The 16,440-nt window shown below is 38.2% G+C and carries 12 protein-coding genes; all 12 read right to left on the minus strand.

The features are described from left to right. Window positions 1-157 precede the first annotated feature (157 nt). Entirely contained in the window at window positions 158-1,492 is a 1,335-nt protein-coding gene (gdhA, locus tag LQE94_RS02250) for an NADP-specific glutamate dehydrogenase (RefSeq protein WP_022075141.1), read from the minus strand. Between the two features lie 511 nt (window positions 1,493-2,003). Further along, window positions 2,004-2,180: a 30S ribosomal protein S21 gene (gene rpsU / locus LQE94_RS02255; RefSeq protein WP_004054229.1), complete on the minus strand. Its 177-nt coding sequence runs from the start codon at window positions 2,178-2,180 to the stop codon at window positions 2,004-2,006. Between the two features lie 160 nt (window positions 2,181-2,340). After that, window positions 2,341-4,980 carry an alanine--tRNA ligase gene (gene alaS, locus LQE94_RS02260; protein ID WP_118737010.1) on the minus strand — a complete coding sequence of 880 codons (2,640 nt, stop codon included), beginning with the start codon at window positions 4,978-4,980 and terminating at the stop codon, window positions 2,341-2,343. Window positions 4,981-5,111: 131 nt separating this feature from the next. Next, on the minus strand, window positions 5,112-6,620 hold the full coding sequence (locus LQE94_RS02265) for a 4Fe-4S dicluster domain-containing protein (RefSeq protein WP_240576894.1): 1,509 nt from the start codon (window positions 6,618-6,620) through the stop codon (window positions 5,112-5,114). Window positions 6,621-6,638: 18 nt separating this feature from the next. Next, on the minus strand, window positions 6,639-9,017 hold the full coding sequence (locus LQE94_RS02270) for a homocysteine S-methyltransferase family protein (protein ID WP_240576895.1): 2,379 nt from the start codon (window positions 9,015-9,017) through the stop codon (window positions 6,639-6,641). Continuing rightward, window positions 9,014-9,664: a vitamin B12 dependent-methionine synthase activation domain-containing protein gene (locus tag LQE94_RS02275; RefSeq protein WP_118723746.1), complete on the minus strand. Its 651-nt coding sequence runs from the start codon at window positions 9,662-9,664 to the stop codon at window positions 9,014-9,016. Before LQE94_RS02275 ends, LQE94_RS02270 begins: the two co-directional genes overlap by 4 nt. A gap of 12 nt (window positions 9,665-9,676) precedes the next feature. Then, entirely contained in the window at window positions 9,677-10,546 is an 870-nt protein-coding gene (metF, locus tag LQE94_RS02280) for a methylenetetrahydrofolate reductase [NAD(P)H] (protein ID WP_022076142.1), read from the minus strand. A gap of 44 nt (window positions 10,547-10,590) precedes the next feature. After that, on the minus strand, window positions 10,591-12,039 hold the full coding sequence (gene glgA, locus LQE94_RS02285; RefSeq protein WP_118737013.1) for a glycogen synthase GlgA: 1,449 nt from the start codon (window positions 12,037-12,039) through the stop codon (window positions 10,591-10,593). 128 nt (window positions 12,040-12,167) lie between these two features. Further along, on the minus strand, window positions 12,168-12,956 hold the full coding sequence (gene spo0A, locus LQE94_RS02290; protein WP_118737014.1) for a sporulation transcription factor Spo0A: 789 nt from the start codon (window positions 12,954-12,956) through the stop codon (window positions 12,168-12,170). Between the two features lie 126 nt (window positions 12,957-13,082). Beyond that, the gene (gene spoIVB / locus LQE94_RS02295) at window positions 13,083-14,159 is read right to left on the minus strand and encodes a SpoIVB peptidase (RefSeq protein WP_118723749.1); all 1,077 of its coding nucleotides are present in this window, start codon (window positions 14,157-14,159) and stop codon (window positions 13,083-13,085) included. A 134-nt stretch (window positions 14,160-14,293) separates the two neighbouring features. Next, window positions 14,294-15,970, minus strand: coding sequence for a DNA repair protein RecN (recN, locus tag LQE94_RS02300; RefSeq protein ID WP_118723750.1), 1,677 nt, complete (start codon window positions 15,968-15,970; stop codon window positions 14,294-14,296). Window positions 15,971-15,981: 11 nt separating this feature from the next. Further along, window positions 15,982-16,437: an arginine repressor gene (argR, locus tag LQE94_RS02305; protein WP_022076137.1), complete on the minus strand. Its 456-nt coding sequence runs from the start codon at window positions 16,435-16,437 to the stop codon at window positions 15,982-15,984. Between the last annotated feature and the right edge of the window lie 3 nt (window positions 16,438-16,440).

Raw genomic sequence — 16,440 nt, forward strand, 5'->3', positions numbered from 1 at the left:
ATTATGATACAGCAAAAGTCTCATCATTTCATCACGATACGGATAGGTAGACCCATCGTATTGACGACATCGTGAACGCACTATGTACGTCGATTACTCCCTTTTACAAGGTAACTATACAATTTTAATTTTAAAATGTCAATCATTTTTTATCTGATTAGCAGATTCCCTGAGCTGTCATAGCGTCAGCAACTTTCTCAAATCCGGCAATGTTAGCACCTACAACATAGTTGCCTTTGAATCCGTATTTTTCAGCTGCATCAGCTGCATTATGGCAAATATTAACCATGATATTTTTCAGTTTAGAATCTACTTCTTCAAATGTCCAGCTCAATCTCTCACTGTTCTGTGACATCTCAAGTGCAGATGTAGCAACACCACCGGCATTAGATGCTTTACCTGGTGCAAACAGTACTCCATGCTCCTGTAAGTACTCTGTAGCTTCCATTGTTGTAGGCATATTAGCACCTTCTGCAACAGCTATACATCCATTAGCAACAAGTGCTTTTGCATCCTCAAGATGAAGTTCATTCTGTGTAGCACATGGAAGAGCAATATCTACTTTGACATTCCATACGCCTCTTCCTTCATGATATTCTGAATTTGGACGATAATTCTTATATTCTGTAAGTCTTGCACGTTTTACTTCTTTGATTTCTTTCAGTGCTGCAACATCGATTCCGTCTGGATCATATACCCATCCTGTAGAATCACTTACTGTTACAACTTTAGCACCAAGCTGCTGAGCCTTTTCTGTTGCATAGATTGCTACGTTACCAGCACCAGAAACTGCTACTGTCTTACCTGCGATATCCTGTCCGTTTAATTTCAGCATCTCTTCTGTGAAATATAACAGACCATATCCGGTAGCCTCTGTACGAGCTAAAGATCCACCATAGCTTAATCCTTTACCTGTCAGAACACCTTCATACAGTCCGCGGATTCTCTTGTACTGTCCGAACATATAACCAATCTCTCTTGCACCTGTTCCGATATCTCCTGCTGGAACATCTGTATCAGCTCCGATATATTTGCAAAGCTCTGTCATAAAGCTCTGGCAGAACGCCATAACTTCTCTGTCTGATTTTCCCTTAGGATCGAAATCTGATCCACCTTTACCTCCACCGATTGGAAGACCTGTCAAAGAGTTTTTAAAGATCTGCTCGAATCCAAGGAATTTGATAATTCCAAGGTTAACAGATGGATGCAGACGAAGTCCTCCTTTGTATGGTCCAATAGCACTATTAAACTGTACACGATATCCTGTATTAACCTGTACCTGTCCTTTATCATCTACCCATGGAACGCGGAATTTAATCTGTCTTTCTGGCTCAACCAATCTTTCAAGTAAAGCATCTTTACGGAATTTTTCTTCATTTGCTTCTACTACTACACGAAGAGACTCTAATACCTCTTTTACTGCCTGATGAAATTCAGGTTCTGCTGGATTTTTTTTCACTACTAATTCAATGACTTCATCTACGTATGACATTCTAATCTACCTCCTAAAACTAGAAAAAGCATGCAGTTAGTCTGCAAGCTTTCCGACATCTTTGTCTTCGTTCTTTATTGTATAAGCATTATCCTCTGTTGTCAATAAGAAATTTTATTATTTTACAACACTGTTACGTTAACGTAGTAAAAGTATGCTGAAACCTTGTAAAATAATTTCTTAAAAATGGGCTTTGCGCGTACCAGTGCCTGCGAAATCTACATTGTACACTGTACTACCAATCCTACCAGAAGATTTTTATCTCAGTCGAGAAGACTCCCACCTCTTTAGGTGGTGAATAATAGCAAATTTATCTCAGTGGGAGTCCAATCTCCGACTGAGATAAACGCTTCGCGAGGATGCGCAGTGATTCTGATAGGAATATGTCAGCTTCGCTGACCAGAATCACGCACCAAGTCTCACGGACGTTCGACTTGAATACACAAGAAATGTAATTTCTCATGTAATAAAAAACAAGGCACTGAATTCAGTACCTTGTTAATCTGCACTATTAATTATACTTACGTTTTCTAGCAGCTTCAGATTTCTTTTTACGTCTTACGCTTGGCTTTTCGTAATGTTCTCTTTTACGAATCTCCTGCTGAATGCCAGCTTTCGCACAGTTTCTTTTGAATCTGCGTAAAGCACTATCTAACGTTTCGTTTTCTTTAACGATTACATTTGACATAGTCTCACACCTAACCTCCCCTCCAGCCTTGTATTGTGCATCATACGACTGTTCGGGTATATTTATTGCACTACAAAAGATTATAACATATTTTTCAGCTACGTCAACTGTTTTTTCACCAAAAATTGTTATAATTTTTGGTGAAATTCACATGATATTCCTATGCAAGTTGCTCAGAAAGTACCTCTTCTGCCTTTTTCAATGCATCTGCAATACCTGCCGGATTCTTTCCACCAGCCTGAGCCATGTTTGGACGACCACCGCCGCCACCGCCTACACATCCTGCAATTGCTTTGACAAGATTACCGGCATGTGCTCCTTTTTTCATAGCTCCATCTGTTGCCATAACCATCAAGCTTACTTTGCCATCATTACCTGATGCCAATACGACTACTCCGTCATCAAGTTTTTCTTTCATCTGGTCTCCAAGATCACGAAGACCATTCATGTCTACACCGTCAAGTTCTGCTGCAAGCAATTTAACACCTGAAATTTCCTTCACCTGATTCATAATATCTCCGGCTGCATCCTGTGCCATCTTACTCTTCAAGCTCTCCAGCTCACTATGAAGAGTTTTATTTTCTGCCTGAAGATGAGCAATCTTCTCTGAAACTGTATCTGGTGTTGTTTTCAAAAGTTTTGCTGCATCACGAAGTTTATTTTCCAAATCGCTATAATATTTCAATAAGCCCTCTGATGTAAGTGCCTCAATACGACGTACTCCAGCTGCAACACCTGACTCAGATACAATCTTGAGAGCCATGATTTCAGATGTATTAGATACATGAGTACCTCCACAGAACTCAATTGAAAAATCACCCATATTTACAACACGTACGACATCTCCATATTTTTCACCAAACAATGCCTGTGCGCCTGTCTTTTTAGCCTCTTCAATCGGCATATTCTTAATCACAACTGGAAGTGCTTTCTGAATTGCATCATTTACAATCTTCTCAACCTTCTCAAGTTCTTCTGCTGTCATTGCAGAAAAATGAGTAAAGTCAAAACGTAATCTGTCTTCATTTACACTTGAACCTGCCTGCTCAACATGATTGCCAAGTACTATACGAAGTGCTTTCTGAAGCAAATGAGTAGCGCTATGGTTACGAGCAGAAAGTGCTCGTTTTTCTGCGTTTACTTCAAGAGTAGCCTTGTCTGCTACTTTAATCATACCTTTTGTCACAATACCTACATGACCAATCTTACCACCGAGAAGCTTAATCGTATCTTCTACTTTAAATTCACCATCTGCTGTACGAATCACACCAGTATCTGCTTCTTGTCCACCACTTGTTGCATAAAATGGTGTTTCCTCTACAAATACAGTTCCTCTTTCTCCATCTGAAAGAGCATCAACCACTGCTGTCTCAGAAGTCAGTACTGTTACGTTTGATTCATATGTCAGATTATCATAACCAACAAACTTGCTTGTTACGCTTGGATCGATAGACTCATATACAGTTACGTCAGCTCCCATATAGTTTGTCACTTCACGGGCATCACGGGCAGTCTTTCTCTGGATTTCCATTGCTGCATGGAATCCGTCTTCATCTACATCCAAATCTTTTTCTTCCAGAATTTCTTTTGTCAGATCTAACGGGAATCCATATGTGTCATAAAGACGGAATGCATCTTCACCGGACAATGTTTTCTCACCTTTTTCTTCCATGTTTGCAATCATATCAGAAAGGATTCCAAGACCCTGGTCGATTGTTTTATTAAACTGCTCTTCCTCTTTTGCTATAACCTTTAAAATAAATTCTTTCTTTTCTTCCAATTCAGGATATCCGTCTTTCGAACCGGCAATTACAGTCTCTGCAAGTTCTGGCAGGAAATTTCCCTCGATTCCTAATAATCTTCCATGACGGCATGCACGACGAAGCAGACGACGAAGTACATATCCACGGCCTTCATTTGAAGGCATAATACCATCAGAAATCATAAATGTTACAGAACGCACGTGATCTGTGATAACACGGAGTGAAACATCCGTATTATAATCTTTTCCATATTCTTTGTTTGCAAGCTTAGATACATGATCTCGAAGTGCCTTAATTGTATCAACATCAAAAATTGAATCAACGTCCTGTACAACACTTGCAAGACGCTCTAATCCCATACCTGTATCAATATTCTTCTGCTCTAATTCAGAATAATTTCCATTGCCATCGTTATCAAACTGTGTAAATACATTGTTCCAGATTTCCATGTAACGGTCGCATTCACAACCTACTGTACATCCTGGTTTACCACATCCGTATTTTTCTCCACGATCATAATAAATCTCTGAGCATGGACCACAAGGACCTGAACCATGCTCCCAGAAGTTATCTTCTTTACCAAATCTGAAAATTCTCTCTGCCGGGATTCCCATCTTTTTATTCCAGATTTCAAAAGCCTCGTCATCATTCTCATAAATAGATGGATATAATCTTTCCGGATCCAGTCCGACTACTTCTGTCAAGAACTCCCATGACCATTCGATTGCTTCTTTTTTGAAATAATCTCCAAACGAAAAGTTTCCAAGCATCTCAAAAAATGTACCGTGACGTGCTGTCTTACCTACATTCTCAATATCGCCTGTACGAATACACTTCTGACATGTTGTCACACGTGTTCTAGGTGGAATCTCCTGTCCTGTAAAATATGGTTTTAATGGTGCCATTCCTGAATTGATCAGTAACAAACTTTTATCGTTATGAGGCACCAGCGAAAAGCTCTTCATCGCAAGATGTCCTTTGCTCTCAAAGAACTCTAAAAACATTTTTCTTAATTGGTTTACTCCATATGGCTGCATTGCCTTCTCCTCCTGTAAATTAAAAACATACTATTTCATATAATAACATAGCATTTTTCAAATGTAAAGCAGACATAGAACTGCTTTTTTCGTGTCATTCTATGCCTGCTTTTTATTTCTAAACTATCAGACTATTTTAATTCAATATTCTCTAATTCCTTTGATGGAATTGATTTTGTTGAGTTCTTCACATAAGTTGCAACATCTTTCTTAGCCTGTGGAATTGGAATGTTAGTTCCTGCTCCTGCAATACATCCTCCCGGGCAGCCCATTCCTTCAATCAGGCAGCCATTCATCTTGCCGGCTTTTGCAAGAAGCAGTGTTTTTCTACATTCTGCAAGGCCCTCTGCATGTTCGATGTTTACGTCTACGCCTGGATAATACTCCTTAATGCATTTTTCAATTGCTTCTGCAACACCGCCTGCACATGCATATCCACGTCCTGCACCGGTTGCATCATGTAAAGAAGATTCAGCTTCATATTTTGACAGATCAATTCCTTTTGCATCAAACATAGCCTGCAACTCTTCAAATGTCACAACAAAATCTACATCACTTCTTACTGTCCTTCTGGAAGCCTCCAGTTTCTTTGCTGCGCATGGTCCGATAAACACAACCTTTGCATTTGGATGCTCCTGCTTAATTGTTCTTGCCGTTGCAACCATAGGCGTCAGCTCCTGTGAAATCTGATCGATCAAATCTGGAAACTGTTTTTTTGCAAGCATTGCCCAGGATGGACAACATGATGTAAGAAGAAACGGGAGTTCTCCTGATACAACTTTATTTACATAGTGATGTGCCTCTGCCACTGCCCCGATATCTGCTCCAAGTGCGACTTCATACACTTCTGAAAATCCCATTTCCTGCAATGCAGCTTTAATATTTCTTGCAGTAATATTTTCTCCAAACTGACCTACAAATGCCGGTGCGATTTCTGCAACAATTTCTTCACCTTCACTTAAAGCACGTGCAAGCTGGAATATCTGCGATTTATCAGAAATTGCTCCAAATGGACAACTTACCATACACATACCGCATGATACACACTTGTCAGGATCAATATAAGCTCTTCCCATTTTATCAGATACAATTGCTCCAACTCCACATGCATTTTTACATGGACGTTCTTTTTTTGCAATAGCATCATATGGACAGGCTGACTTACATTTCCCACACTTAATACACTTTGTCTGATCTATATATGATTTTCCATCTACCATAGAAATTGCGCCCTTTGGACAGACTTCCTGACATGGATGTGCAAGACAGCCTTTACACATATTAGATACTTCATATCCTCTTTCCTCACACGCTTCGCACGCTGAAGGAATTACCTGCATCAATGGTGGCTCATAATATTTTTCCGAAATATTACTTGCTTCTACTCCCTGTGTAAGATGCACAGGTTTATTCTCTGGACGAAGAGATAACCCCATTGCCAAACGCAATCTTTCACGCACAACAGCTCTTGCTCGATAACGGCTATCTCGGTAATCCTGATCCTCGGTAACAATTTCATATGGAATTGCTTCCATATCATCAATTAATGTCTCTGCATCTGCTTTGAAACCTAATTTTGCAACTTCTGTAAATACTCTTCTTCTGATCATTCTTACTGTAGTCTGTAATCCTCTCATCATAATTGTATATTCCTCCTTTTATTTATTCTGTAATAATTTTTGTGCATAATACACCGACTGCATTGCATCTTTTCCATAAAAATCTGCACCGATCATATCCGCATAATCTTGATTTAAAACCGCACCGCCAACCATCACTTTGCAATCTGGAGCTTCTTTTCGTAATAACTTAATTGTCTCCTCCATACTCACTACAGTTGTTGTCATTAATGCACTAAGACCTACCAGCTTTACATCTTGCTCCTGAACAGCTTCAAGAATTGTTTCTGGCGGAACATCTTTACCAAGATCAATAACATCAAAACTATAGTTTTCCAATAAAACTTTTACAATATTCTTACCAATGTCATGTATATCCCCTTTTACGGTTGCCAGAACAACTTTTTCTTTTTTCTCTTCAGCATCTTCATTGCCGCTCATCTGCTCTTTCAGCACTGCAAACGCTGTTTTAGCTGCCTCTGCACTCATCAATAATTGTGGCAAAAAAACAGTTCCTTTCTCAAAGCCTTTTCCAACGTGATCCAGTGCCGGAATCAGTTGTGTATTGATGATATCCAATGGCTGTTCTGTTTTTACCTGTTCAAGTGTGATCTGTCGTGCTTCATCTTTCACACCTTTTTCAATTGCCATCTGTAATGTCATTGAACCTGTCTGTGTTGTTGATACGGTTGTAGTCTGACCTGAATATTTTCCGATATATCGTTCACAATTTATATCGTAATTCATCAATGCATGATATGCATCAAATGACTTCATCATTTCTTCCGATGCCGGATTTACAATTCCACAACTTAGCCCATTATACATCGCCATTGTATAAAAATGCGAATTCACAATCGGGCGCATTGGCAACCCGAATGAAATATTTGAAACCCCAAGAATTGTATGAACTCCGAGCTCATGTCTTACGCGATGCAATGCATCTAATGTGATAATTGCCCCTTGCGGCTCTGAACTAATTGTCATTGCCAACACATCAATTACGATGTCTTTTTTATCAATCCCATACTTAGCTGCTTCCGCTATTATTTTTTTTGCAATCTCTACTCGACCATCTGCTGTCGCAGGTATTCCATTTTCATCCAATGTCAGTCCGACAACTACACCACCATATTTTTGAATCAAAGGAAATACTGCATCCATCGATTCTTTTTTTCCACTGACGGAATTGACCATAGGCTTTCCATTATAAATACGAAGTGCTGCTTCCATGGCATTGATATCTACTGTATCGATCTGGAGTGGAAGACTTGTCACTCCTTGCAAGCTCGTTATTGCTTCTATCATCATCTGTTTTTCATCGATATCCGGAAGCCCTACATTCACATCTAAAATATGTGCCCCTTTTTCTTCCTGCATGATACCTTCCTTTAAAATGTAATCCAGGTCATGATCTTTTAAAGCTTGTTTGAATTTTTTCTTTCCTGTTGGATTGATACGCTCCCCGATAATTTTAGAACCATTTCCAAATATAACAGATTTACCATATGAGGACACGATTGTTTCCGTCTTCTTTGTGACTGGTTTTATCTGTTTATCTTTACACATCGTAATCATAGCACGGATGTGATCTGGTGTCGTTCCACAACAACCTCCAATAATAGCGGCACCCATATCCACTATTTTTTCCATTGTCTGTGCGAACTCTTCCGGCTCAACATCATAATAAGTTTCATTTCCACGCTGTTTTGGAAGTCCTGCATTTGGTTTCACAACAATTGGTAAAGAAGAATATTTTTGCAATTCTTCCAGCATTGGAAACATTTGTTTCGGTCCCAATCCACAGTTAATTCCAAGAGCATCAACTCGAAGTCCTTCCAACATACTGACAAAAACCGGAATATCTGCACCTGTCAATAATTTCTTGCGTTCATCAAAAATTGCTGTCACAAAAACGGGCAATTTTGTATTTTCTTTTGCTGCAAGAACTGCTGCCTTAATCTCATAGGTATCACTCATTGTTTCAATATGAATGAGATCTGCACCGGCCTGTTCTCCATAAATCATCACTTCTTTAAATGCGTTATAAGCATCTTCAAAGTCAAGGTCTCCCATCGGTTTTAAAAGTTTTCCTGTCGGACCTACATCCAATGCCGTGTAAACTTTTTTCCCTGCTCGTTCCTGCGCTGTTTTTACGTTTTGAACAGCCGCCTCTACAATTTTTTTCAGCGGATAGGTGTCGTCCTTAAACTTCAGTGCATTAGCTCCAAACGTATTCGTAAGCACAATGTCACTTCCTGCCTCTATATATTCCTGATGTATTCCTATAATATCCTCAGGATGATTTAGATTCCATGTCTCTGGAAGTTCTCCCGGTTTTAATCCCTTCTCCTGAAGAAGAGTTCCCATTCCCCCATCAAAAAATAAAAGTCTCTTTCCTAATTGCTCCAATATCATATTATGTCCCTTCTATATATGCAGTCCTTCTTTGAACACGCTTCGCATCCTTGTCTATGACAATTTTCTTCTGAAGTGCTAAGTCCGATCACCGCCGTTACTGATTTGGTTGGTGTCATCATCAAACTGTCTGTTATGGTTAATCCAATTGTCTTTGCACTGTCTATCATTCTCGTAATATAGTACTGATGTTCAATCGAAAAATCTCCATATCCCGGACTAAATCGCGGTCTTAAATAATATCCTTCTTTTCGCATCTGCACTTCAATTTTTTCCTGACATTCATCACAATACTCTTCCAGCAACGCTGCCGCACAAGCTTGAAGAACAACTGCTTTTGCCATATCTGTAAGTGATGTTCTACGTATCAACTGGTCTACTCCGATTCCTAAAGTAGCACCAAACACTACTATTTTATCACAGCCTTTTAAATTTTTTGCAAGACTCTTGCTTTGTACTTCTAAATTTCCAAATGATATCCGATTATCTCCCAGATGTTCTAAACAAAAGATGCGATAGATGGATTTTCTGCCTGCAATTGACTGCAATATTTCAAAACTCTCTGCAATCATTGTTCGCGTTTGATCATCTACCGCATTTCTCCCATATCCAAGATAACGGACAGCTTCCTTTGTCAGTTGGTCCATTATCCTATACTCCTAACATTTTATTACTTCTGAAAGATTCTCCATGATTTTAGCCGCCACTTCCGGTTTATTCATAGAATAGACATGGATATTTTTCACTCCATTAGCAAGCAAATCGATAATCTGATCTGTAGCATATGCGATTCCTGCTTGTTTCATTGCATCCGGATAATCGCCAAACCGATCCAGCAATGCCAGAAATCTTCTTGGAAATACGGTTCCTGACAATTCCTGACTACGTTTCATCTGAGCCGCTGTAGTAATCGGCATGATTCCCGGAAGAACTGGGACGGTAATACCCGCTTCACGAATCCGATACAAAAAGTTATAATGAATATCATTATCAAAAAACATCTGTGTTGTCAGGAAATCAACTCCACTATCTACTTTTTGTTTTAAATATTTGATATCATCTTCTTTGTGTTCGTTTTCCACATGTCCCTCCGGGTAACATGCGGCACCTATACAGAAATCTCCATGTTTCTTTATCTCTTCAACCAATTCATATGCATAATGAAAACGGTCTTCACTTGGAAAGGTCATTCCCGGTACGATATCTCCTCGAAGGGCAAGAATATTTTCAATTTCCAACTGTTTCAGATTTTCAATTACTTGTCGCACTTCTTCTTTTGTAGATGACGCACACGTAAGATGTGCCAGGCTTTCTACTCCAAGCTCATGTTTTATGTGTGATGCAATCTTTGCTGTATTCTTACTTGTTCCTCCGCCGGCACCATATGTAACGCTAATATATGACGGGTTTAACTGGGCAATTTTATCTGTTGCATCTTTCACTTTTTCAAATCCTGCATCTGTTTTTGGTGGAAACACCTCGAACGAAATATGAATTCTATCTTCGTTCAATTTATCAATTATCTTCATGTCCTTCTCCTAAATCTGTCGTATTTATATTACTTGCTTTGCTTCTATTCCCCAATCAGGCTTGCATACAAATTCTGATACTGGATTGCAGAATTTCCCCAAGAAAAATCTTCTTCCATAGCACGCTCAACCATCTTATTCCAGTCGCGCTTTCTATCATAGTAAATATGTTCTGCATATCGAACAGTATTCAACATTTCATGTGCATTATAATTTGCGAAACTAAATCCTGTTCCTGTTTTCTCATATTCATTGTAAGGCTGTACTGTATCTTTTAATCCACCTGTCTCTCGAACAATTGGAAGAGTTCCGTATCTAAGACTCATCAACTGACTCAATCCACATGGTTCAAACAGAGACGGCATTAAAAATGCGTCACATGATGCATAAATCTTATGTGAAAGATCTTCTGAATAAAAGATGTTTGCAGAAACCTTTCCTGAATATTTCCATGCAAAATGACGGAACATATTCTCATATTTTGCTTCACCAGTTCCAAGTACTACGATCTGTACTGCATCCTGACATAATTCATCCATCATATAATCTACCAGATCGAAGCCCTTCTGATCTGTCAGTCTGGAAACCATACCAATCATCATAGCCTTTGGATCTCTGTCAAGACCAAGTTCCTCCTGCAAAGCAGCTTTATTCATTGGTTTTAATTTTCGGAAATCTCCCACATTAAAATTCTTTACAATTCTTGAATCCTTCTCAGGATTATAGTCATCATAATCTAATCCATTCACAATGCCACAAAGATCATTAGAACGTGCATTCATTAATCCATCTAACGCTTCTCCATAGAATGGAGTTTTAATTTCTTCCGCATAAGTCTGGCTTACAGTTGTAACCTTGTCTGCATATACGATACCACCTTTAAGCAGGTTTGCATCTTTATATGCTTCCATCTTATCCGGAACAAAATAATAATCTGGAAGTCCTGTGATTGCCTGTACTGTTTCTCTATCCCATACACCCTGGAACTTCAGATTATGTATTGTCATAATAGACTTAATTCCTCGATAGTATTCTCCAAGATAACGGAAATTATCCAAATATACAGGAATCAATCCTGTCTGCCAGTCATGACAATGAATCAGATCCGGGCGGAATCCGATAACCGGGAGAATACTTAATACAGCTTTTGAGAAAAATGCAAATTTTTCAATATTCCACTTTGGATCCCCATCATAAGGTGCAAAACCATTGAAATAATATTCATTATCGATAAAGTAAAAGCGAATCCCCTCATATTCACAAGTCATGATTCCGACATAACGATCCTCACCTGCAAGTTCCATATAAAAATGATCTACATATTCCATCATATCTTTCCATTTTTGAAACATACAATTATATTTTGGAAGAACAACTCGGACATCATATTTATCTTTATCAAAATATTTTGGAAGCGAACCAACTACATCCGCCAGACCTCCTGTTTTAATAAATGGAACGCATTCTGAAGATGCAAATAAAATATTTTTCATAATAACCCTCCCGTTTTTCGCTTTTTTCAGCCTTGCTTTTTTGAATAATCATAAAATTATTATAACGCATTTCATTTTTAATTAAAAGCCTTATTTCGCATATATACAGCGAATCACAGTAGTTTTTATTATCTGTTTTTATATTCTAACTGGATGGTATCTGCGATTAAGGCAATGAATTCAGAATTTGTCGGTTTTCCTTTTCCGTTACTGACAGTATATCCAAATAAACGATCTAATGTATCTAATTTACCTCTGCTCCACGCAACTTCTATCGCATGTCGAATTGCACGCTCTACACGACTCGAGGTTGTCTGATACTTTTTTGCTACAGTAGGATACAATATTTTTGTAATTGCATTTAATACTTCCATATCTTCTACCGCCATTATAATAGCGTCTCTCAGGTAGTGATAGCCTTTGATATGTGCCGGAATTCCAATTTCATGCAACATATTTGTTACTGTATTGAGTAATGATTCTTCACTGATTGGATTCTTTTCTACTATTTCATTTATATTTTTCTCCGGAATTCTCCACGTTCTGCGCGAATCCTTGATTCGATTTAATAATGTTTGTTTATTAAACGGCTTCATAATATAATAATCTGCTCCGCGATTGAAAGCATCTTCTGTAATTTTCTCTTTTCCCACTGCTGTAACGATAATAAAACTTGGCTGTTTACTTACTGCTTTATCTCGATTTACATATTCCATAACAGTAAGTCCATCCATCTTCGGCATAATCAGATCTAAAAGTACAACATCCGGTTTCTGTTCTTTGATTATCTGACAAATCTCCTCTCCGTTTTTTGCTTTTCCAACAATGTTTAAGTCTTTATCTGAAGAAATTAGCTCTCCTAGCATATCCAGCATTAATTCATTATCGTCGGCAATGGCCACTTTCAATGCTTCCATATAGTGTCCTCCTCCACCCCTTCTACTCTCATCGTCCCGCTTTTCCTTTACCATTTCACTATTATATAAGCCTTGTCGATGAGAATCAAGAGCTTTCATGCGTCTCAATTCGACAAAAGACAGCAGTTACATGTTGCATTTTTCGGCTTCTTTCAACATTGTTTCTGCAAATATTCCATATCCCTTTGTAGAATTATTAACAAATACATGTGTAACTGCACCGACTAATTTTCCGTCTTGAAGTATTGGCGAACCACTCATTCCCTGCACAATTCCACCTGTTTTTTCTAACAATTCAGAATCTGTAACTTGTAATGTAATTCCTTTATTTATTTCATTCGGTGTCTTATCAATCTCCAAAATTTCGACATCATATTCTTTCACTTCTCCGTCTAAAAAGCAACGAATTGTTGCTTTTCCTTTTCTAATTTCTTCTTTTTTTGCAATCTGTACAGCATATTGTTCTTCAAATAATGTATTTAAGTCATCTAATATTCCATATATTCCAACCTCTGTATTCTTTTTAATCGACCCTAATTGATTATTGCGATTATATACAATAAGTCCCTCCATGCTCCCCGGAGTTCCCTCGGACCCTTTCACAACTGAACGTATACTTGTTCTGTATATTCTTCCATTTGCTATTTTCATCAATACACTTGTATCCATATCATGGATTCCATGACCGAGTGCTCCGAATTCACTGTTTTTTGTCAAAAATGTAATTGTTCCTAAACCTTGTACATTATCTCTTACCCAGATTCCCAGTTTATATTTCTTTGCCGCAGACTCTACTGCTTTCATTTTTACATTTAAATTCTTTTGTTCTCTATATATTGACAGTTCTACCTCCTGATCATTCAGTTTTTCAACCTGTTCCATCAATTGCTTTTTATCATGAATTTCCACTCCATTTATTCCGATAATATAGTCTCCCGACTTCACTTGTTTTTTAGCCGGATTATACTCTTTTCCGTCAACGCCTTTTATTTTTTGTGTATTTAAGACCAATACCCCATCCGTTTCCATGTAAATTCCAATTGGCATCCCTCCTACTAAAACCACATCTTCATCCAGTTGCTCTGTTGTCACCTCTTTTTGCGTTGCTGCCCAAGATACATTCCAGCCCATCTTTCCAAACATCGCCATCGTAATGATAAGAATAACTACGCAAAGGATTTTTTTCTTTCTGTCCTGTTTCATCTCACATACCTTCTTTCGTTACTTTTTTAATAATGGAACTTTTTCTACTAACAGAAAAAACGAACATCCACAGGAAACTTATTTCCCTGGTGTTCGTTTTTAGTATGTGAAAGAAACACAATTTCACACTGGTATTATATTTCACTCATTGCCAATTCTTTCATCTCTTTTGCACTCTCAAGAATACTTGCTGTCATCTTATCGCCTCCAAGTAATCTCGCGAGTTCATGAATTGAATTTTCTTTTGATAATGGTATAATTTCTGTTTTTGTTACGTTTTCTTTTGCCTGCTTTTGAATCAAATAATGGGCATCTGCTTTTGATGCGATTTGTGCCAGATGCGTAATACATAAAACTTGTCTGGACTTTCCGATAAATCGCATCTTTTCTGCAACTTTTCCTGCCGTAATACCACTGATTCCCGTATCAATCTCATCAAATATTAACGTTGGTGTATCTTCCTGCCCGGCAAGAATTGTTTTAATTACAAGCATAATTCTGGACAGCTCACCACCGGATGCTGCCATTCCCATTGGTTTTAAGGCTTCACCTGGATTGGTTGACATATAAAATTCAGCATCATCCATTCCACCCAGTCCATATCGATCATGTTTTGTAAAACGCATTTCAAATTGCACATCCAGAAAATTCAAATCTTTCAATCCTTTTTTTATTTCCTCAACAAATGGAATTGCTGCTTTTTCACGCTCCATTGTCAATGCATTTGCCTGCTTCACATATTCTTCTTCTGCACTTTGCAATTTTTCTTTTAACTCATTCATGCATGCTTCATAATCTTCCAGTTCGTTTAGTCTCTGTTTTTTTTCTTCACAATATTCCAAAACTTCACTGACAGAATTACCAAATTTTGTTTTTAAACGATTAATGATATTCAAACGATTCTCTGTCTCATAAAAATCTTCTTCCGAAAATTCAAAGCTTTTTGCGTAGTCTGATAACTCTCTGTTAAAATCATTTAATAAGCTATCAATTTCTGACAGCTGGTCGTATAGAGACATTCCTTGTTCATCCACTGATGAGACATCCTGAAGTGCTCGGATTGCCCTGCTTAAATAATCACTTGCATTACCAGAAGAATCTTCACTGGTATATTGATAAGCCTCACTGATTGCTTCTGTGATTTTCTTACCTGCTGCCATTCTCTGATAAAGCTGTTCCAAATCTTCATCTTCGCCATCCTGAAGATTTGCCTCTTCTATTTCATGTATTTCAAATTCTGCCAACGATATTTCCTTTTGCCGTTCTCTCTCATCCATACTGAAATTATCCAGCTTCTTCTGATAATCCATGTAAGTATGATAAGCCTTTGCAACTTTTTCTTTCAACGGCTCAATTTTATCTTTCGCATATAAATCCAGAAAAACCAGATGATTTCTCTTATGAAGAAGTGACTGATGCACATGCTGCTCATGAATGTCAATCAGCATACATGCCACTTCACGAAGCGTCGTCATATTTACGGTTTCTCCGTTAATCTTACTGACACTTCTTCCTTCCATCAGCTTTCGGTTCAATACAATCCGCCCATCTTCCGGATAAATATCCATTGCCTCGAGCTGTTTTTCTAACTTTTCATTTTCAATTGTAAATGTCAATTCCACCAGTCCGAATTTAGCTCCTGTGCGAAGCATATCCGCACTGTATTTACCACCTAATGCCAGATTCACAGAACCTAATAAAATTGATTTTCCAGCTCCGGTTTCTCCTGTCAGAATATTTAATCCAGGCTGAAAATCAACCTCAACTTCATCAATCAACGCCAGATTTTTTACATGCAGATTTTCTAACATAATTTCTTTTATTATCCTCTTGTTGCAATTTTTCTAATCTTATCCATCACACAGGTTGTGTCTTCTACTGTTCGGATTGCACACATAATCGTATCATCTCCGGCAATACATCCGACCACTTCTTTCCACTGCATAGCATCTATAGCAGCCGCAACTGCCATAGCCATTCCTGATACAGTTTTTATCACAAGTATATTTTGTGCCATGTCCATGGATACATACCCATCTCGTAATACCCTCATATATTTTTCCGTCATACCGCCATCTTCCGGCTTAATAATAACGTATTTCTGTTTTCCTCCATCTACTGACATTTTCGTCAGCTTTAGATCACGAATATCTCTGGAAACTGTAGCCTGAGTCACTTTAAATCCGGATTGATTCAAACGATCTGCCAATTCTTCCTGGGTTTCAATATCATACTGATTGATCAATTCAATTATTTTTGCATGACGACTAACCTTCATTTT

It is taken from the genome of Mediterraneibacter sp. NSJ-151 (assembly GCF_022487435.1).
In the GTDB taxonomy this organism is placed as follows: Bacteria; Bacillota; Clostridia; order Lachnospirales; family Lachnospiraceae; genus Schaedlerella; species Schaedlerella hominis.

Excerpts from the sequence above, each read along its gene's own strand:
- recN (WP_118723750.1), bottom strand. The coding sequence starts at position 15,970 with ATGTTAGAAAATCTGCATGTAAAAAATCTGGCGTTGATTGATGAAGTT.
- LQE94_RS02270 (WP_240576895.1), bottom strand. The coding sequence starts at position 9,017 with ATGATATTGGAGCAATTAGGAAAGAGACTTTTATTTTTTGATGGGGGA.
- gdhA (WP_022075141.1), bottom strand. The coding sequence starts at position 1,492 with ATGTCATACGTAGATGAAGTCATTGAATTAGTAGTGAAAAAAAATCCA.
- spo0A (WP_118737014.1), bottom strand. The coding sequence starts at position 12,956 with ATGGAAGCATTGAAAGTGGCCATTGCCGACGATAATGAATTAATGCTG.
- spoIVB (WP_118723749.1), bottom strand. The coding sequence starts at position 14,159 with ATGAAACAGGACAGAAAGAAAAAAATCCTTTGCGTAGTTATTCTTATC.
- LQE94_RS02275 (WP_118723746.1), bottom strand. The coding sequence starts at position 9,664 with ATGGACCAACTGACAAAGGAAGCTGTCCGTTATCTTGGATATGGGAGA.
- metF (WP_022076142.1), bottom strand. The coding sequence starts at position 10,546 with ATGAAGATAATTGATAAATTGAACGAAGATAGAATTCATATTTCGTTC.
- alaS (WP_118737010.1), bottom strand. The coding sequence starts at position 4,980 with ATGCAGCCATATGGAGTAAACCAATTAAGAAAAATGTTTTTAGAGTTC.
- glgA (WP_118737013.1), bottom strand. The coding sequence starts at position 12,039 with ATGAAAAATATTTTATTTGCATCTTCAGAATGCGTTCCATTTATTAAA.
- LQE94_RS02265 (WP_240576894.1), bottom strand. The coding sequence starts at position 6,620 with ATGATGAGAGGATTACAGACTACAGTAAGAATGATCAGAAGAAGAGTA.
- argR (WP_022076137.1), bottom strand. The coding sequence starts at position 16,437 with ATGAAGGTTAGTCGTCATGCAAAAATAATTGAATTGATCAATCAGTAT.
- rpsU (WP_004054229.1), bottom strand. The coding sequence starts at position 2,180 with ATGTCAAATGTAATCGTTAAAGAAAACGAAACGTTAGATAGTGCTTTA.